Annotated in this window: 24 protein-coding genes and 1 tRNA gene; 13 read left to right on the top strand and 12 right to left on the bottom strand. The window is 68.4% G+C overall.

Annotation, left to right across the window (positions count from 1 at the left end; translation table 11 throughout):
- The first annotated feature begins 3 nt into the window (after positions 1–3).
- The 8 genes from OHA21_RS43975 to OHA21_RS43940 all read left to right on the top strand — a co-directional run bounded on the left by OHA21_RS43975 (position 4) and on the right by OHA21_RS43940 (position 6626).
- A complete protein-coding gene (locus tag OHA21_RS43975; RefSeq protein ID WP_328465590.1) occupies positions 4–1233 on the top strand; it encodes a type II secretion system F family protein in 1230 nt (409 codons plus the stop codon).
- A gap of 109 nt (positions 1234–1342) precedes the next feature.
- Positions 1343–1825 (top strand): type IV pilin protein, encoded by a 483-nt coding sequence (locus OHA21_RS43970; RefSeq protein WP_328465588.1) that lies wholly within the window; start codon positions 1343–1345, stop codon positions 1823–1825.
- A gap of 86 nt (positions 1826–1911) precedes the next feature.
- On the top strand, positions 1912–2694 hold the full coding sequence (locus OHA21_RS43965; RefSeq protein WP_328465586.1) for a prepilin peptidase: 783 nt from the start codon (positions 1912–1914) through the stop codon (positions 2692–2694).
- Between the two features lie 13 nt (positions 2695–2707).
- Positions 2708–3733 carry a type IV pilus assembly protein PilM gene (gene pilM, locus OHA21_RS43960; protein ID WP_328465584.1) on the top strand — a complete coding sequence of 342 codons (1026 nt, stop codon included), beginning with the start codon at positions 2708–2710 and terminating at the stop codon, positions 3731–3733.
- On the top strand, positions 3730–4419 hold the full coding sequence (locus OHA21_RS43955; RefSeq protein WP_328465582.1) for a PilN domain-containing protein: 690 nt from the start codon (positions 3730–3732) through the stop codon (positions 4417–4419). The genes pilM and OHA21_RS43955 overlap by 4 nt, the downstream gene beginning before the upstream one ends.
- A complete protein-coding gene (gene pilO, locus OHA21_RS43950) occupies positions 4416–4994 on the top strand; it encodes a type 4a pilus biogenesis protein PilO (protein ID WP_328465580.1) in 579 nt (192 codons plus the stop codon). Before OHA21_RS43955 ends, pilO begins: the two co-directional genes overlap by 4 nt.
- 149 nt (positions 4995–5143) lie before the next feature.
- Positions 5144–5530, top strand: a complete 387-nt coding sequence (locus OHA21_RS43945) for a response regulator (RefSeq protein ID WP_328465578.1) — start codon at positions 5144–5146, stop codon at positions 5528–5530.
- A 103-nt stretch (positions 5531–5633) separates the two neighbouring features.
- On the top strand, positions 5634–6626 hold the full coding sequence (locus tag OHA21_RS43940) for an endonuclease/exonuclease/phosphatase family protein (protein WP_328465576.1): 993 nt from the start codon (positions 5634–5636) through the stop codon (positions 6624–6626).
- Between the two features lie 97 nt (positions 6627–6723).
- Here OHA21_RS43940 and OHA21_RS43935 read toward each other — a convergent pair.
- Both OHA21_RS43935 and OHA21_RS43930 read right to left on the bottom strand, forming a co-directional pair.
- A tRNA-Ala gene (locus OHA21_RS43935) sits at positions 6724–6796 on the bottom strand.
- A gap of 73 nt (positions 6797–6869) precedes the next feature.
- Positions 6870–7469 (bottom strand): YqgE/AlgH family protein, encoded by a 600-nt coding sequence (locus tag OHA21_RS43930; RefSeq protein ID WP_328465574.1) that lies wholly within the window; start codon positions 7467–7469, stop codon positions 6870–6872.
- 189 nt (positions 7470–7658) lie between these two features.
- Between OHA21_RS43930 and OHA21_RS43925 the strand changes: the two genes are divergently transcribed.
- On the top strand, positions 7659–8513 hold the full coding sequence (locus OHA21_RS43925; protein WP_328465572.1) for a tyrosine-type recombinase/integrase: 855 nt from the start codon (positions 7659–7661) through the stop codon (positions 8511–8513).
- Here OHA21_RS43925 and OHA21_RS43920 read toward each other — a convergent pair.
- Positions 8485–9099 (bottom strand): hypothetical protein, encoded by a 615-nt coding sequence (locus OHA21_RS43920; RefSeq protein ID WP_328465570.1) that lies wholly within the window; start codon positions 9097–9099, stop codon positions 8485–8487. The two genes, OHA21_RS43925 and OHA21_RS43920, sit on opposite strands and share 29 nt — an antisense overlap.
- Before the next feature lie 271 nt (positions 9100–9370).
- Here OHA21_RS43920 and OHA21_RS43915 point away from each other — a divergent pair, with 271 nt between their 5' ends.
- Positions 9371–9580 carry a DNA-binding protein gene (locus OHA21_RS43915; RefSeq protein WP_328465568.1) on the top strand — a complete coding sequence of 70 codons (210 nt, stop codon included), beginning with the start codon at positions 9371–9373 and terminating at the stop codon, positions 9578–9580.
- Between the two features lie 52 nt (positions 9581–9632).
- Here OHA21_RS43915 and OHA21_RS43910 read toward each other — a convergent pair whose 3' ends face one another.
- Both OHA21_RS43910 and OHA21_RS43905 read right to left on the bottom strand, forming a co-directional pair.
- Entirely contained in the window at positions 9633–9857 is a 225-nt protein-coding gene (locus OHA21_RS43910) for a DUF397 domain-containing protein (RefSeq protein ID WP_328465566.1), read from the bottom strand.
- Between the two features lie 222 nt (positions 9858–10079).
- Positions 10080–10421 carry a hypothetical protein gene (locus tag OHA21_RS43905; protein ID WP_328465564.1) on the bottom strand — a complete coding sequence of 114 codons (342 nt, stop codon included), beginning with the start codon at positions 10419–10421 and terminating at the stop codon, positions 10080–10082.
- A 434-nt stretch (positions 10422–10855) separates the two neighbouring features.
- Between OHA21_RS43905 and OHA21_RS43900 the strand changes: the two genes are divergently transcribed.
- A complete protein-coding gene (locus OHA21_RS43900; protein ID WP_328465562.1) occupies positions 10856–12109 on the top strand; it encodes a helix-turn-helix domain-containing protein in 1254 nt (417 codons plus the stop codon).
- Positions 12110–12197: 88 nt separating this feature from the next.
- Entirely contained in the window at positions 12198–12398 is a 201-nt protein-coding gene (locus OHA21_RS43895) for a hypothetical protein (protein WP_328465560.1), read from the top strand.
- A gap of 78 nt (positions 12399–12476) precedes the next feature.
- Here the strand turns inward: OHA21_RS43895 and OHA21_RS43890 are convergent, their stop codons facing one another.
- The 3 genes from OHA21_RS43890 to OHA21_RS43880 are packed head-to-tail and all read right to left on the bottom strand — an operon-like array spanning position 12477 to position 13101.
- Complete coding sequence (locus tag OHA21_RS43890) at positions 12477–12722, bottom strand: hypothetical protein (protein WP_328465558.1); 246 nt, start codon at positions 12720–12722, stop codon at positions 12477–12479.
- Positions 12719–12901, bottom strand: coding sequence for a hypothetical protein (locus OHA21_RS43885; protein ID WP_328465556.1), 183 nt, complete (start codon positions 12899–12901; stop codon positions 12719–12721). The genes OHA21_RS43890 and OHA21_RS43885 overlap by 4 nt, the downstream gene beginning before the upstream one ends.
- Positions 12898–13101, bottom strand: coding sequence for a hypothetical protein (locus tag OHA21_RS43880; protein WP_328465554.1), 204 nt, complete (start codon positions 13099–13101; stop codon positions 12898–12900). The genes OHA21_RS43885 and OHA21_RS43880 overlap by 4 nt, the downstream gene beginning before the upstream one ends.
- A 27-nt stretch (positions 13102–13128) precedes the next feature.
- Between OHA21_RS43880 and OHA21_RS43875 the strand changes: the two genes are divergently transcribed.
- Positions 13129–13449 carry a hypothetical protein gene (locus OHA21_RS43875; protein ID WP_328465552.1) on the top strand — a complete coding sequence of 107 codons (321 nt, stop codon included), beginning with the start codon at positions 13129–13131 and terminating at the stop codon, positions 13447–13449.
- A gap of 35 nt (positions 13450–13484) precedes the next feature.
- Here the strand turns inward: OHA21_RS43875 and OHA21_RS43870 are convergent, their stop codons facing one another.
- From OHA21_RS43870 to OHA21_RS43855, 4 genes are read right to left on the bottom strand one after another with little or no spacing between them, the layout of a single operon-like run.
- Entirely contained in the window at positions 13485–13832 is a 348-nt protein-coding gene (locus tag OHA21_RS43870) for a hypothetical protein (RefSeq protein WP_328465550.1), read from the bottom strand.
- The gene (locus OHA21_RS43865; protein ID WP_328465548.1) at positions 13829–14455 is read right to left on the bottom strand and encodes a hypothetical protein; all 627 of its coding nucleotides are present in this window, start codon (positions 14453–14455) and stop codon (positions 13829–13831) included. Before OHA21_RS43865 ends, OHA21_RS43870 begins: the two co-directional genes overlap by 4 nt.
- Positions 14456–14467: 12 nt before the next feature.
- Positions 14468–14920, bottom strand: coding sequence for a hypothetical protein (locus tag OHA21_RS43860; protein WP_328465546.1), 453 nt, complete (start codon positions 14918–14920; stop codon positions 14468–14470).
- Positions 14921–14929: 9 nt separating this feature from the next.
- Positions 14930–17629 carry a hypothetical protein gene (locus tag OHA21_RS43855; protein ID WP_328465544.1) on the bottom strand — a complete coding sequence of 900 codons (2700 nt, stop codon included), beginning with the start codon at positions 17627–17629 and terminating at the stop codon, positions 14930–14932.
- Position 17630: the final 1 nt, after the last annotated feature.

Below are 17630 nucleotides of genomic sequence, written 5' to 3'. Positions count from 1 at the left end.
CTGATGGCCAACACGAAGACCTTCCACTACGAGGCCATCGACGCCACCGGCAAGAAGGCCAAGGGCACCATCGAGGCGCCCACCGAGGCGGCCGCCACCCACATGCTGCGGCAGCGTGGCGAGGTGCCGCTCGGTGTCACCGAGGCCGGCCAGGGCCTGAACCGGGACGTCAAGATTCCCGGTCTGGGCGGCCGGCTCAAGCTCAAGGACCTCGCGGTCTTCGCCCGGCAGTTCGCCACGATGACCGCGTCCGGCATGTCGCTGCTGCGGTCACTGTCGATCCTCGAGGAACAGACCTCGTCGCCGCAGCTCAAGAAGGCGATCGGCGAGGTGCGTACCGACGTGGCCGGCGGCGCCGGGCTGTCGGCGTCGATGGCCAAGCACGACCGCGTCTTCCCGCGCCTGATGATCGCCATGATCCGGGCCGGCGAGGCGGGCGGCATGATCGACATGGCACTCGAGCAGATCGCCGACAGCCTGGAGAAGGACACCGCGCTCCGCGGCAAGATCAAGAGCGCGCTGACGTACCCGGCGATCGTTCTGGGCTTCACCTTCGTACTGATCGCAGCGATGTTGATCTTCATCGTCCCGGTCTTCGAGGGCATGTTCAAGAATCTCGGCGGCGAACTGCCCGGGATCACCCAGTTCCTGGTCACCACCAGCCACAACATGTACTGGATCGGCCCGCTGGTGATCGCGATCGGGGTCAGCCTGACCGTCGCGTACAAGCGGCAGGTCCGCACCAGTGCCGAATTCCGGCTCAAAAAGGACGAGCTGAAGATCAAGATGCCGGTCTTCGGATCGCTCTTCCGCAAGCTCGCCATGAGCCGGTTCGCCCGCAACCTCGGCCTGCTCCTGAACGTCGGTGTTCCGGTCATGCAGGCGCTCGCCGTGGTCGGCGAGACCACCGGCAACGAAGTCATCAATGCCGCGATGAAGGACGTGCAGGCCACCGTACGCGATGGCCAGCCCATGTCCACGGCGTTGCGCAGTCACCCGATCTTCCCCGAGATGGTCACTCAAATGATCGAGGTCGGGGAAGAGAGCGGCCAGATCAGTCAGATGCTCGACAAGGTTGCCGACTTCTACGACAGGGAAGTCGACTCCGCCGCCGAGTCCCTGGCCGCATCGATCGAACCCATCATGGTGCTCATCATGGGCGCCGTGGTCGGCGGCATGGTCGTCTGCCTCTACCTGCCGATGTTCACGATCTACCAGAACATCGGCGCCTGAGCGGACGCGTGCCGCACCTCCGACCGCTCCCGACGGTCGGCTTGCAACACCCCGGGCGCCCGAGCCCGTCCCCACCCCACCCTGTAAACGCCCATGGAGGCACCCCGAAATGCTGCAGGCCACCATCAACCGTCTTCGCGCCGGCAAGAAGGACGACGAAGGCTTCACCCTGATCGAGCTCCTGGTCGTCGTGGTCATCATCGGCGTCCTGGTCGCGATCGCGGTCCCGGTCTACCTGAACTACCGCGAGGGCGCGGCGGACAAGTCGGCGCAGTCCGACGTCCGCGGTGCGATCAGCGCGATCGAGCAGTACTACACCAGCAACAGCAACACCTACCCGGCCGCCGCCACGTCGACCGGTAAGACGGACGGGAAGATCACGCTGGCCGCTCAGCCCAATGGTCAGGCCGGCACCATCACGTTCTCCGGGGGCACGACCCTCAACTACGTGACCGCCGACGGCGGCTACCTCATCTGCGCCTGGAACCAGGGCGGCAGCAAGGACAAGTGGTTCCTGTACAGCAGCGCGGAGGGCGGCTCGGTCAAGGACAAGACCGGCACCAAGCCGAGCGCCGGCAGCTGCACCGTCTGACAAGGCTGAAGAACCGCCAGGTGGTGGCGCCCGAGGCGCCACCACCTGGTTGCCGGAACGCTGCCGATGGAAAGAGAGGATGGACCGTGCCGCTGCTCCCACTGCTCAGCATCGTCGCCCTGCTCGGTCTGGCCGTCGGCTCGTTCCTGAACGTCGTGATCCACCGGGTGCCGCGGGACGAGTCGCTGGTCCGGCCCGGCTCCCACTGCCCACAGTGCGGCCACGCCGTCCGGAACCGGCACAACGTGCCGGTTCTCGGCTGGCTGCTGCTGCGCGGCCGGTGCGCCGACTGCGGCACCCGGATCAGCCCTCGCTACCCCCTGGTCGAAGCCGGCACCGCCGCCCTGTTCGTCGCGGTGGCGGCCCGCTTCGGCTGGTCCTGGGAACTCCCCGCCTACCTGTACCTCGCCGCCATCGCAATCGCCCTGGCTCTCATCGACCTGGATGTGATGCGGCTTCCCGACAAGATCGTCCTACCCTCTTACGCGGTTGCCGCCGCGCTGCTCGTACCGGTCTCGCTGGCCGAGGGTGACGTGACCGCGCCGCTGCGCGGCCTGGTCGCCGCCGCGCTGCTCTACGCGGTGTACCGGCTGCTGGCGATCTGGGGCATGGGCGGCGGCGATGTGAAGCTCGCCCCACTGCTGGGCTTCTACCTCGGCTGGCTGGGCTGGAGCGCGGTGGCGTTCGGCGCCTTCGCCGGTTTCCTGCTCGGCGGCGTGGTCGGCGCGGCGCTCCTCGCCTTCAAGCTGGCCAGTCGCAAGAGCCGCATCCCGTTCGGCCCGTACATGCTGGCCGGCGCGTTCCTCGCGGTCTTCGCCGCGGCGCCGGTCGCCGACTGGTACATCTCCCTGCTCACCCCGACCATCTGAGGAAGGAAGACCGATGGCTGGCGCAACGCCGATCGGGCTGGACATCGGCTCGTCCTCGATTCGAGCCGTGGAAGTCCGGCGCTCTAAGGACGACTACTCGCTCATCAACTTCGGTCAGATCCCGCTCCTGCCCGGCACCGTCGCGGCCGGCGTGGTGCAGGATCCGGGCGCGGTGACCGCGGCACTCAAGCAGCTCTGGGCCGCCTCCCGGTTCGGCAGCAAGCGGGTGAGCCTCGGCGTCACCAACCCGCAGCTCGTGGTCCGCGAGATGTCGGTGGCCAACCTGCCCGCGAGCCAGATGAAGCAGGCCCTGCCGTTCCAGGTCAAGGAGCAGCTGCCGCTCGCCGTGGAGAAGTCGCTGCTCGACTTCTACCCGCTGGAGCAGCCCGGCGAGAGCCCGACCATCCGCGGTCTGCTGATCGCCATGCCGAAGGACGCCGTGATCGACCTGGTGCACGCCGTCGAAAAGGCCGGCCTGTACGTCACCGGAGTCGACCTCGCCTCGTTCGCCCTGCTCCGCGCCGCTTCCCGGCTGGATGCCCAGGTCGAGGCAATCGTCGACATCGGCGCCAACATCACCAGCGTCGTCGTGCACGCGGACGGCGAGCCGATCTTCGTACGGACCCTGCCCCGCGGTGGCGCCGAGGTCACCGAGAGCATCGCCACCCGGCTCGGCCTCAGCTCCAGCGAGGCGGAGGTGCTGAAGTGCCGGCACGGCCTGCACGGTGACGGCAGCCCGGACACGGTCGCCGCGCTCACCGACGCGGTCCGGCCGCTCGCCAACGAGCTGCGCAGCTCGTTCACCTACCTGGCCTCGGGTGAGCGGCAGAAGCAGGTCACCCGGATCTCGCTCTGCGGCGGCAGCGCGCTCATGCCCGGCCTCGCCGAGCACCTACAGGAGCAGCTCGGGGTCGCCGTGATGTACGCGGACAACGGAGCCCGCCTGCGCGACACCCGCAAGGCGCGGGAACGCGGCTTCGACAGTTTCGTGCCGTCGGCGGCGGTGTCGATCGGCCTCACCCTGGGAGCGTCCCGATGACCACGGCACTGATGCCCCTGGACCCGACGGTCTCGCCGCAGCAGGCGTCCCGCGTCCTCAGCATCCGCGCGGACCTGCTGCCGTCGGAGATCCGCGACAGCCGGCGTGCCCGGCGGACCCGCGCCTTCATCCTGATCACGCTGATCCTCGTGCTGGTCGCGCTGGGTGGCTGGTACGCGCTCGTCACCGCCGCCAAGAACGCAGCCGACGACGAGTACAACCAGACTCTGGAACAACTCGCCACGGTTCAGAGCCAGCAGAAGAAGAACGAAGACATCCAGCAGATGATCGACGTCAAGCAGGGCAACACGCTGCTCTCCAAGGAGCTCGGGACTCTGCTCGCTCAAGACATGTCCTGGGCGAACCTGCTCGATCTGATCCGTGACACCGGCACCGACGCGACCGTGGACATCACCGATATCAGCGGCGGTCTGCAGGACAGCAGCGACGGCAAGGCTGTCGTGGAAGGCGCCATCGGTTCGCTGACGATCTCCGGCACCGCGGACAACAAGAAGGAGGTCGCCGAGTACGTCGAGGCGCTCGGCAAGCTGACCTACCTGTCTGACCCGTTCGTGAACTCTGTCACCGAGAAGGACGGCGCGGTCACCTACAGCCTCACGGTGACCGTCACTGATGAAGGTCTGTGCGGCCGCTTCACCACCGAATGCAAGAGCGGAGGCAAATGATGAGCGCACGCCGCATCGACCAGATCTGGCTCTTCGGCGGGCTGGCGTTGATCGTCCTGCTCGTCGCGGGTGGCTGGTTCCTGCTGATCAACCCCAAGCACGCCGAGACGGCTGAGGTCGAGACCGCTACCCAGGACACCGAGATTCAGCTGACCAGGGCGAAGAACAGCTTCGCGGCCCTCAAGAAGGAGGCCGAGAAGCTGGACGAGTACGAGGCCCAGCTCGCCGAATATCAGGCGGCCCTGCCGGTGACCAGCAAGACCAACGGCATCCCGGACTTCCTCAAGGAGCTGCAGAAGATCGGTCTCAAGCTCGACGTCGACGTCAGCGGGTACAGCGCCTCGGCGCAGGAAGCCTCCAAGGAGGTGACCTCGGCAAAGGTTCTGCCGATCACGCTCAACGTCGAGGGTGCCGAGCCGGAGAACATCAGCAAGTTCCTCAAGCAGCTGCAGAACGTCCAGCCGCGCGCGGTCCAGATCGACACCGTCAGCCTCACCTCCAAGGAGGATTCGGTCGAGATGACGCTGACGCTCAACGCGTACGTCACCTCCACCGAAACAGCGAAGATCGGCTGAACCAGAAGCATCGCCGGCCGGGTCCCGTCAGGGGCCCGGCCGACACTTTTCCGGCCGGGACGCTGCTCCCCCATCGCAACACGGACAACGCTGATGGCCCGGCCCGGCCTGCCGATGAGTCGGATGCAGCCGAGCTAGGAGAGCCCCGAATGAACCAGAACCTGATCCTGATCGCCGACGACGACAGCGACATCCGAGACATGCTCTCGATCACGCTGGAGGAGGCGGGTTATCGGGCGCTCGGCGCGAAGGACGGCCACACCGCCGCGCGCATCCTCACCGTGGCGAAGCCGGTCGGCCTGATCACCGACGTGCGGATGCCGGCCATGAACGGCATGGAACTCTGCCAGCTCGCCCGCAACACCCCGTCGATCCGCGACATGGCGATCCTGATGGTCTCCGGCAACGCGCACGCCTACGACGTGGACGCCGGCATCGAGTCGGGCGCGGACGGCTACCTGCCCAAGCCGTTGTCGCCCCGGCGTCTGGTGAACGAGCTGCAGACGCTGATCAGCCGCCGCCACCTGGGCGTGTGAGGTGGGAGGAACCGGTCGAACGCATGATCCAGCCCTGAACTGATCGCCCTCGATGTCCAAGATAGATTGACGCTTCGACGATCTTGGATAACGGGGAGTTTGCATGCGTCTGTACAAACGGTTCGCGGTTGCTGCTGCGGCCATGCTGCTCGCGATGGGCGCCGCCATCACGCCGGGTGCTCCGGCATCGGCGGCGGCGAACGTCAAATACACCATGTGGGTGTGGAACGTCGCCGGCGCCAAGTTGCACGGCGGCAGCACCACCAACGGCCTGATCGACGCGGCCGCGAGCTCGATCAAGAACCGGGCCGCCGACTTCGTGGCGTTCAACGAGATCTGCGAAGGCCAGTACTACGCACTGATCGCCCGCCTGCGGGAGCTCAACTACCCGACCGACGAAACCAACTTCGCGCGGTTCACACCCAGCTCGAACGCGGAAGGCTGCGCACCCGGCGCGGGCAACACCCAGCCGTTCGGCAACGCCGTGTTCAGCCGGTTCCCGCTGGGCGGCGCCCAGCGCTGGACGCTGCCTTCGGACGGCACGGCTGAGAAGCTGAGCCTGACCTGCGTGGCGCCGACCGCGCAGCCGAAGATGCACTTCTGCACCACGCACATCACGACGAGCAACGAGACGGCGTCGAACGGCAAGAAGCACAACGAGAATCAGCTGGACTTCGTGCTGGGCAGGATGGAGGCCTACAACAGCGCCGGCGACACTGCCATCATCGGCGGCGACTTCAACGCCCAGCCGAACTACGGACGACTCAACAACTGGTACTCGCCGACACTGAACGTGGCCAACAACAACGGCAACACCGGCGCGTACCGCGAACTCGACGACAACGACTCGGGCAACTGCCTGGGCTACGGCGAGTGGACCGCCACGGGCACGCACCCCGCCACCCCGCCCTGCGGCGGCCTATCCAAGATCGACCTGATCTTCGCCCGGCAGAGCCGCTTGGTCGGCGCCTACAGCGGCGACTCGCTGAACATCTCGACGGCGTGCTCGGGCGTTCCGGCGACGTCTGCCTACCCTGCGGGCTCCTGCTCCGACCACCGCATCGTCATCGGCACAGCCACCGTCTCCATCGGCTGACCTGCTCCGGCCCCCGGAACCAAATTCCGGGGGCCGGTTCAGCCGCCATCGGGAAACACAAAAACGCCCGGACCGAAGTCCGGGCGTTGCTCAAGGGTGGAGCTGAGGGGACTCGAACCCCTGACCCCCACACTGCCAGTGTGGTGCGCTACCAGCTGCGCCACAGCCCCTTGCCGTTGTCCCCGGTCGCCCGGGCACGCTGGAAATACTACACACTCCCCGGAGGGGTCTTGCGGCACCCCCTCAGTTGAGGGAGACGTCCGGCGGGAAGTGGGCCACCGCGGCCAGGATGTCGCCCTGGCGGCGCAGCACCATCGCCCACAGGTCATCCGGGCGCTCCACGAACGGGTCGCCGGGCAGGGCGTCGAAGACGAACCAGGAGCCGGCCGCTATCTCCTCCTCCAGTTGGCCCGCGGACCAGCCCGAGTAGCCGGCGAAGACCCGGATGCCGGCGACGTTGTCGCGCATCCGGTCCGGGTCGACGGAGAGGTCCAGGGTGCCGAGGGACCCGCTGACCGGGTGGAAACCGGACACCCGCTTCTTCGCCTCCGGCCGGGTCCGCGCCAGGCAGATCGCCGACTCGGGCTGCACCGGGCCGCCCTCGAAGAGGACCGCCGGGTCGCCGGCCAGCTCTCCCCAGTTGCCGAGCACCTCGGAGACCGGCACCTCGGTCGCCCGGTTGAGGACGACGCCGAGGGCGCCGCCGGTCTCGTGGGCGACGAGCAACACGACCGTACGGTCGAAGTTGGGGTCTTTGAGGGTGGGCGTGGCAACGAGCAGCTGACCGGTCATCGACTCCACCGACCGGCCTCCGATCCGCTGCCCCTCACCGAACACGTGCATACCGCCGTCCGCTCGACGTAGCCATGCCTCGCACATTACTGGGGGCTGACCGAACGGACTAGCGATCACACGTCCAGGCCCCCCACTCGGTCAGGCCCCACCCGGCCACCCGGCCAGGCCGTGAGCAGCGGCCCCGGCCGCACGTCGTACCTCCCGCGGGCGACACGCAAAAAGCGGGACCGGTAGCCGATGAACAGACTTCACGTCACCGACGACGCTCAGGCCATGGAGATCATCGAGCAGTACCTGGAGCACCTGCGCCGGCTGAACCGCAGCGCAGAGACGATCCGCGGGCGCACCGAGATCCTCGGCCGGCTCAACCGGGACCTGCCGCACGGCATCGGCCGGACCACGAAGGAAGAGTTGTCCGACTGGCTCTACCGCGACAGCTGGTCGCAGAACACCAAGGCCGGCTACTACTGCGCGATCAAGAGCTTCTACCTGTGGGCCACCGACCCGGACGACCCGTGGATCGACGGTAACCCGGCCGCGAAGCTGGAGCCGGTGAAGTTCCCGCCGGGCCGGTCCCGGGCGGTCACCGACGACCAGGCGCGACGGATCCTCACCGAGTCGGCCGCGCCGTTCCGCGTCTGGGCGCTGCTGGCCGCATACAACGGGCTGCGGTGTATCGAGATCAGCCGCCTCGATCGGGAGCACATCACCGAACAGCAGCTGTTCATCGTCAAAGGCAAGGGGGGCTATCCGCGGGCTCACGACACCGACGTGGCCGTGTGGGCGGCAGTGAAGGACCTGCCGCCCGGGCCGATCGCGATTCACCCGCGGACTGGCGAGCGGTGCACGCCGTTCGAGGTGTCGGCAGAGGCGGCGCTCTACTTCCGCCGGACGCTGAAGATGCCCGGAGCGACGCTGCACCGGCTGCGCCACTGGCTGGGCGCCACCGTCCAGCGCGAGTACAGGGACATTCGGGTGACGCAGAGGGTGCTGGGGCACCGCTCGCTGACCTCGACGCAGATCTACACGGATGCGACCGACGAGCAGCAGCGAGCGGCGCGCGCTACGCTCCCCCGGTTTCCCGGCGTTTGATGATCCGGCTGCGGCGGTTTCCGGCCGCGTCGTGCTGGTTTGCGATCTCGATCCGCGGGTACGCGGTGCCGCAGTTAAGGTGCTCTTCATCGGCGACGATTAGGGTTCCGGCGTCGCGGTCGGCGAGCATTTTGATCGCGGCTGCGAAGTCCCCGTGCACGATGCCGGCGAGGTCGAGGCCGCGGTCCTCGCAGTACTGCACGCACCGGGCCCCATGCGGGTCCGCCTTGCCTTCCGGGATGAAGATGATTGCCCGGTTAGGGTCCACCGGCCGCGCCGAATTGGAGTCGGCGCGGCCGGTGTTCCGGGCCCGAACTTTGGCCCGGCCTGGGGTGCAGCGCTTGATCCGCTGCGTTGCCTCCGCCGAGGGCGCGACCTCGAGCGGGACGGGGGCGATGATGTGCGACAGGTCGGCGAAGATGACGACCTGGGCGCGGCCGTTCTTGAGTACCTGCTCGACGTCCTCCCACTTGCGGTAGACGGCGACGAGTTCGTAGCCGCGGCGGGCGATGTAGGCGGTGCACTGGTTGGAGTAGGCGCCGTCGAGCACGAGGTTGGGCGGGATGAAGATGATGGCTTGGATCATGGTTTCCCCCGGTCCTTCGTTCCCCGGGTGGCTCCCGGGGAGGAGATCCAATTAGGCCTCATGATCGCGTTACGCAACATCGCCGTAACGGTGCGCCGCTGGAACCTTCGTTTCCTTTCACTTGCAAACAATCGATGGCCGCTCATCTGTTTGGACGGATTCCAGATCAGACCTTGATCGACCCTCAGTGGATCGGGCATCCTGTCGCGCGACCAGTGACGCCAACGGCAGTGCCGGAGGCGTCCGTACCGAACTCCATAGCGTCGAGGTCATGCCGCGAACAGGCCGCCTCATGGGAGCCGCCGAGATCATGCTGCGGCTACGCATCCGTGAAACGCGGCTGAAGTACTACCTCGCGCTGCCGACCTGGCCTGCAACCTTCGACGAGCCGGCGGCCGGACGGATGTGGCTGACCAAGGACATCGAGGCGTGGATCGCTAAGTACCGTCCGGACCTGGCTGAGGAGCCCGAAGGCGAATAGGGCGGCGACCGGGGACCCTCCCCCCGGTCGCCGCCGTCTCACCCGGCTGCCGCTACTCGGGCAGCTCGAACTCGCCGTCCTTCACCCCGCCGGCGAACGCCTCCCACTCCTTGCGGGTGAACACCAGCGCAGCCCCGTCCGGCTGCCGACTGTTGCGGACACCGACGTAGTGGCCGTCGGCCACCATGGCGACCTCGACGCAGTGGCCAGCCGAACCGCTGCGGCTCGACTTACGCCAGACCGCGCCTTCCAGGACGCCTGCCTCGGGTGTGAGCATGTGTTGCTCCTTCGGTTGTTGGTTTTGGGGTGGCCATGGAGGCGAGCTGCCGGAGGTAGGCCTCCGCCTGCGCCTGGTCCTGGTGCATGCCGATCGGGCCGGAGTTCGGTGGCTTCAGATCTTCCGGCCGCCAGCTCCGCCAGCGCGTCGTGCCGTCGATGACCACTGGCTGGACGCGACCTACCGAAGTTCCGTCGGTCAACGTCACGTCGATCCCGGTCATCAGCTGTGCCCTGGGATGAAAAGCCGGCCCGGGACGGGCTCGGCCGGCGGCTGCTCGCCGTGGGTGCCTCGGCAGATGCGGCACAGCGGGCGGGTCGCCTGGATGCCGTCCTCGCAAGACAGGATCGTCGACGCCTCGTAGGCGTGCGGCTCGTACTCCACTGGCTCGATCACCACGTCGTGGCGCCACACGACCGTCACTCGGCTAAAGCAGCGGTGCGCGCGGGCGTTCGGTGCCGCCTCCCGGGCCGCATTTGCCGAGACCCTGATGCCTGCTGGGGCGTCGTCGCACCGGTGCGCGTCGTGCACGACGGGTGCCGGCGGATAGTCCTTGGCTGTCATCGTCCGGACCCCCGGGCCCGGCCCGGAGCGTGAGCGGGCAACGCGTCCGCGACATCGCACGGGTCGACGCGGCCGGGTGACTCAATGCGGAGCCCGTCACGTCGCGCCCGGAGCGCCTTCTCGGCGGTGCATGGCCAGGACTCACGGTCGTAAGCACACTGCTGTACCCACGGCCGTAGTAGCCGCCGTCGAGGGTGGTGCTCTATCGCGTACGCCGTCGCCATCGCTCATCGCCTCCGCCACGAGCCGGATCACCGGGGGTCGGGCGACGGCGAGCACCACGTGCTTCTCACGGCTCCGCTGCACCCGCCGTCGCTACAAGCAGCCTTCCGATCACCCGGCGGGGTTGGAAGTTCATCCGCGTTGCCAGACGGGGTCGCGCAAGGTTGGCAACAGTGGCAACACTGGATGCAGGACAACCCAGGGGGCAGCCTGTGGAGACCTTCGGCGACGCGCTACGGCGCCTACGGACAGCACGCGGCATGTCCCTGCGCGGGCTCGCCCAAGCCGCACTGACCGATCCCGGTCATCTGAGCCGCATCGAGAACGGCCGCCGCGGCGTGCCCGACCTCGCGATCGTCCGCAAACTCGACGAGGTCCTCGACACCGGCGGCGAGCTCGCCGCGATGCTGCGCGGCCCGTGGGTGTGCGACGGAGGTATCTGGCGGCCGGCCGACTCCGAGCGGCTCAGCGCCGAGCTGGTCGCCGAGAAGCCCACCCCGGAGAACGCGGTCAACATCGCCCACGAGTGGCTGATCGCCGAACCACCGCAGGTCACCGAATCCCGGTCCGGCCGGCGCATCGGCTTGGGCATGGTCCGCAAGGTCGAGCGGCGGGTACGCCAGCTCCGCCTCCTGGACGACCACGTCGGCGGCTCCGACACCTACGCGATGGTGACCGCCGAACTCGCCGCCACCATCGACCTGCTGCAGACCCGCTCCTACACCGAGGAAGTCGGCAAGCGGCTGCTCGTCGCGGTCGGGGAGCTGTGCCAGCTGGCCGGGTGGACAACCTCAGACGCCGGACGGTACGCCGAGGCGGAACGGATCTACCTGCTCGGCGTGAGCGCGGCGCATGCCGGCGGTGATCCGGTCGGCGCCGCGAACAACCTGAGCAGTCTGGCCTACCAGATGTCGAACGTTGGTGACTCGACCACCGCGGTGACGCTGGCCCGGTCGGCGTACGCAGGTGCGAAGCACACGGCGACGTCGAAGACTCGGGCGCTGCTCGGTGAGCGGGTCGCATGGGCGGCCGCGAGGGCGGGTGACGCGCAGGCGGCCGAGCGGGCGTTGGGTGTCGTGGAGGCCGACTACGCCGGCCAGAAGCCATGGGAGGAAGACCCGGAATGGGTGTACTGGCTCAGCCCGGAAGAGGTCGAGGTGATGGCGGGCCGGGTGTGGACGCAGCTGAAGCGGCCGTTGCGGGCGGTGCCGATCCTGGAGCGGGCGATCGTCGGGTACGGCGCTGACACTGGCCGGGAGACCGCCCTGTATCAGTCTTGGATGGCGGAGAGCTTGGTGCAGGCGAACGAGCCGGAGCGGGCGGCGGCCGCGGCGGCGAAGTCGTATCGGCTGTCGCGGCAGGCCGGGTCGGTGCGGGCTGATGACCGGGTCGGGTTGCTGCGCCGCAAGCTGCGGAAGTTCACAGGTAACGCGGCGGTCGACGCGTTCCTCGAGGAGTCCGCGTAGACGCAAAAGGGGCCGCCCCTGTGGGCAGCCGGGCAGGGCTATCCACAGGGGCGGCACTAAGTTCTCAGGGTACGGCTACGGTCGAGTAATGGATGACCTGCAGGCACGGATCGCCGGGCGGCTGCGTGAGGCGTTGGACCGGCAGTATGCCGGTGAGTTCTGCGCTGTCACCAGCAGCAGCGGCCTGATCGACCTGGACCAGGAGGTGCCGGGCGAGGAGCCTTGCGTGCGGCTGAGCATCGACGACGTGGCCCGGATCGCGGCCGCCGAGGCCCGGGCCACGTCCTGAAGTTGGGGACTACGGTGGTCTGAGGCGGGCTGGCAAAGCTGGCCGCCTGGGGCCGTGAGAACCCAGGGCCAGCCCGCGTTAGAAGATGCCGCCGGTGAGCAGGTGCACGACCAGCCAGGCAAGCCCGGCCAGCAGCATGAACCGGCGTAGCCGCGTCCAGCCTGTCGGCCGGCGCAGGTCCTGCTGGCCGGTGACCGCGTACCCGAGCCAGGCCCAGGCGTGCTCGGAGAGGGTGTCGCCGGGCTTCGAGTTGAAAAGGGCCATGCCCTCGACGATCGCGAAGTACAGCCCCCAGCCGATCCACGCCCACGTCCAAGCGCTCACCGGTCGGCCAGCTTCCACTCGCGCACGCCAGCGTGCGGAATCGCCGTAATCAGCTCGGCCGGGCCGCCGATCTTGCGTCGTCCGTAGAGCCGCAGCACTTGGTCAGTACCCGCCTCGGACTTGTCGATGTCGTCGTAGATGCGGACCTCGCCGTCCAGCCACTCGACGGTGACCTTCACCGGCTCACCGCCGGGGCGTTCGGGACGCGCCACGCGGCCCAGCCGACGCTGACAGCCGCGGCGACGCCGAGACCGATGGCGCGCGACACCTCGTCCCGGTTGACGTTGCCCTCGGTCGCGGACTGGACCAGAGCGGCGACCACTGCCGCCGCGCCGGCGCCGACACCGGCGATGACAGCCTTGCGGATACGAGCGAGCATGATGATTCTCCTCAAGGGGGTGATGGGATGGTGCACGTGCCGTACGGCGCCCAGCTGGACACCCGGCAGCGCATGGGAGTGGCGAAGGTCAGCGGGCACGCCGAGTGGCTCATTCAAGGCCAGGGCTGGCCCGTCGACGAGCAGACGGTCGCCGAGCTGCACGCGATCACCCGCGACCCGGTCGTCTACGGCATCGCCCTCGGAAACCTGCTCGGCCGGATGGAGACGGCACCTGAGATGTGGGCGCACCTGGAGCCGATGGCCGAGCTCTACCGGCAGTGCGGCGCCGACCTCGAGGTGGCCGACCGGCAGCGGCAGTGGCGGGCCTCGCGGCTCTGGACGACGTAAGCCCTAATCCCCACGGACCATGAAGGGATAGCGCGTCACTTCAGCGCCGCGATCAGCAGACCAGCAGCGACCGAAACCGCCAGCGACAGCGGCATCGAGATGATCGCCAACCGGATCGACCACGACGCCTGCCACGACCGCTGCTGCGCGATCTTCTGATCCTCGCGCCGCTCCTGCCGTTCCTCGTCCAGGTCGCCCTCTAGGCGCTGGATCTTGTCCCGGTACGCCAGCATGTCGGCCGCGTACACCGCGGCCGGCACGAAGCTGAGACCGGAGATTTCCTTGCGGATCGCAGAGAATCCCTCGCGCATCTCACGCTCCACGCGGGACAGACCGCGGGACAGCTCGCCGGTGGTGACGTCGCTCGGGTCGACCGTCGTCACGCCGGATCGGCGTCGGCCAGCTGGTCGACCTTGAAGTTAGTCTCCTGGATCGCCTGGCCGATCGTCGTCTCGGTGCGGCCCAGCTTCTGGTTGTGGGTGCCCCGACCGGCCGCCTTGCCGATCTCGTCTAGCAAGCCAGTGACGGCGACCTTGGTCTGCGCCAGGATCTGCCCGGCGATCCAGTCCTTGTCGGCAGGGGTGAGTGCCACGGGAACCTCCTCAAGGTGCCAGCTGCTCGTGTTGTTCTCTCGGGCCGGGTTGCTGCTGGCCGAGAAGTGCGCGTGCGCGGTGTGCGGGTTGTCGCCGGTGTAGCGCCGGCCGACCCAGCCGTAGCTGGCCGACCAGATGATCCGGTTGTGGATCACGTACGTGAGGCGCTTCTCCTTGCCGGACCGGCAGCGCGCCACGACGAACTCGACGAAGTCGCGCATGTCGACGCCTGGCCCGAGGTCCGCGTCGACGTCGATCGCGTGGACCAGGCCGCGCTCGTCCGGGTTGTGGTCGCTGTCGCGAGCCTGGTGGGCCGGGTCGCCGATCCAGCCGTCCGAGCCTCGGCCACGGCCGGGAAACAGGGTGTTGAAGTCGGTGCGCAGACGCACCAGGGACGGCACCAATGCGGGCATGAGGGGGCCTCCTTACGAGAACTTCTCGGTGACCTGGACCGTCAGAGTGGAGTACAGGTTGATCGCCTGGTTCGCCGCGGTAGAGCCCTTGACGACGATCGTGTACGTCCCCGGCACCCCGAGCTGCGTCGCCCAGGACTGGCTCACCGTGGCCTGCTCAGCGGCGACACCGGACGGCCCGTACGTGGCGTACACCGGCGAATCAGTAGTGCCGCCGCCCGGCGCCGTGATCCGCGGCCGCGCCGAGATCAGCGCGCTGGTCGACGCGGCGGTCGGGTCGGCCTGGATCGTCCACCACAGCGTCACATCGGCGTTGGCCACCTCGGTGGTGAACGAGATGCTGATGCCGGGGATGTCGACCGCCGACGAGGATGCCGGCAGGGTGCCGGACGCCTGGTCGTAGTAGGTCGTCGGCCGGGCCCGGGTGACGTCGGAGGCGCGGATCCTCTGGCCTGCCTGGGGCATGCGACCTCCTCAGAGTGCGTACCGGGCCGGGTAGGCGAGAACAACCTCGGACCCAGCCGGCAGAGCTTTTGAGATCCCGTTGACGGCCCGGGTCACCGTGGCGGTCTGGGTGTAGGGACCGGATCCGGCCGGCGCGGTGACCGCGGTGACGGTCATCTCCTCACCGGCGATCAGCCAGTTGAACGGGCCGTCGCTGACCGACCAGGCATCGGCCGCGTACACCGACGTGATCGGCAGCGACGTCACGCCCGCCGCGACCGTGGACACCAACGTCGTCGACGCGGAGTCGTACCGGGCGTCCGTATCGTCGTAGACACCGACGAGCCACGGCTTGGCTGGTGAGCAGACCAGCACCACATCCCAGGAGTAGATCGACATGGTCTCGGTCCAGCCCTCGACGATCAAGTCCAGGGCGTCGGTGCCGACCGCGTCGGGCGGGTGCTCGATCGTGATCCGGCTGCCGATCCGCACCCGACACCAGGCGGCGATCAGGCTCGGGTTGCGGGCCAGGTTCAGCTCGATGCGTGGCCACCGCAGCCCGTCCTGGGTGCCGAGGTGCAGCCGCCAGGCCGCGTAGTCCTTCAGCTGGCTGTCCGCCTCGAGGTTGACGGTCAGCTCGTCGGAGTAGATGCCTACCTCGGCGATCGAGTCCTCGTCCTCGACGGTCTCTTCCGAGCCGCCGACCCGCGTCGCTGTGACCCGGTTCCGCAACCTTTGGTCGTCGTCGACCGGCTCCGGCGGCGCGGCGATGTGCCCGTCGTCGAAGTCGAGCTCCATCACCGGGTTCTGGTTGTACAGCGTGGCCCGGGTCAGGTAGGCCAGCCCGGCGCCGCGCTCGTAGAGCACGCCCTGGTCGGCTTCCTCGCACTCGCGCATCAGCTCGAGCAGGGTGCCCGGCCTCTGCGGACCCATCAGCATGGTGTCGTCCACGTCGCCGGTGACCGCCAGCAGCACGCCCTCCTCGGCCGCGAGCCGCTCCAGCCGGTCGCCTGCGGTCTCGCCGGCGTACCCGTCAAACGCCCGGGTCGCCCGGTAGCTGTGGAGGTTGTCGGTGCCGGTGGTGACGCCGAAAACGTGGCTCCACAACGCGTCGGTGGTCATGGCGTTCGTGGTCTGCCGCCAGCTCTGCAACCGGCCGAGGGAGTAGACGTACGAGTCGGTGACGCCGGTGACCGTGCTGGAACCCGCGCTGAACCATGCGGGTTCGACCGTGACGGTGCCGCCGGACTCGGTCACCTTGACCCGGTACGACATCCACTGCTGCGGATCGTTCGCGCCGCGAAGGAACTGCGAGTCGAGCAGGGTGATCGGGCCGTCGGTGATCACGATTTTGAAGCGGGTGTCGGACACCTGGAACGAGAAGAGATGCCCGCCGGTGGTCGCGAACCTGATCATCTCGGCGAACGTGCCGGTCGGCGCAGCCGTGAGTTTGCAGCTCCAGGCGAACTGGAAGCCGTTGTCCAGGAAATCCGGGAGGACGAAGACCCCGCCCATGAAGCTGCCGGCCGGGCTCTTCGCCACCGATGCCGCACCGCCCGGACCGCCGCTGTCGCCGAGCGTCGTACCGGAGAACGTGCCCATCTGGCCGCCGGGATAGGTGTTGGCGAGCCGTCCCGCTTCGGAGCCGTCCTCCAGCGTCCAGTGCCCGCGGCGCCGGGTGTAGCTGGTGATCTGCCGGTACTGCGACGACCGCAGGGCGGCCTGTCCCTGGGACAGCCGCCGGATGGTGCCGGCGCCGACGAGCGGGGCGACGACGTTGGTTCCGGTCTGGTCCCAGCGGACCGGCCACTCGGGCACCGGGGTGGTCGCCCGGATGACGTCCATCCGGAAGTCGTCGACCGTGACGGTGAGGCTGCCCGGGTTGGTGTTGCCGGGCACGCGCCATTCGAAGATGCCGGTGCCGGTGCCGGTCACCTGGTCGTCGTCGACCTGGAGGTGCCAGACGTCCGGCTCCGTTCCGGACTCCAGCCACACCCGGACCTGGATCGTCTTGCCAACCGCGCGGACCCGGCTCCGGATCCGCGTGCCGGACGTGTAGGTGACCCCGGTGCTGGTGTTCTCGCCCAGGTCGGAATTGGCCCCGGCGAGCATGCGCGCGACCTTCACGCCGATGCCGCCGCCGAGACGGAACTCGGTGTGCACCTTGTAGTAGTTGCTGGTGTCGGCGTACCGGATCACCGCACCGTGCGCCCACGCCGACCCGGTCATCACCGCGGGCACGCTCGCGGTGTACGTGATCTCGACGTCGTGGCCGGCCGCCTCGGTGAGGATCGCCAGGTCCCCGCTGCCCGGAGAGGCAGCGGTGTAGCTGCCACCGCTTCCTGAGGTCGACCACTTCGCGATGTTGGTGTGCGACCAGATCAGCCCGGAGGACGGCTCCGTACCCCAGCCCGAGCCGGTCACCCGGGAGAAGGTGTCGGTGATCCGGGTGACCCGGGCCTCGAGCGGCGTACCCCGGCCGAGCCTCCCGAAGTAGGCGCCGAGCGGGTTGACCCGGGAGTAGTGCCCGTCCCGGTTGTCGATCGTTGCCGACACCTTGGTCGTGTCGGTCTGAGAGCCCTCGTCCTGCCGGCCAACCTGGATCGTCACGCCGTCGGCGACCCGCACGTCGTCGGTGATGTCGACGAACGACCACGACGACGGGTCGGCCGGGTCAGCCCCGGGCGCGATCAGCGCACGCAGCGGCAGCGGCGTGACCGGAAATGCCACG

The sequence above is a fragment of the Actinoplanes sp. NBC_00393 genome, assembly GCF_036053395.1.
Classification (GTDB): Bacteria; Actinomycetota; Actinomycetes; order Mycobacteriales; family Micromonosporaceae; genus Actinoplanes.
Note: the sequence above shows the minus strand (reverse complement) of the source record. Positions and strands in the feature narration are given on the sequence as shown.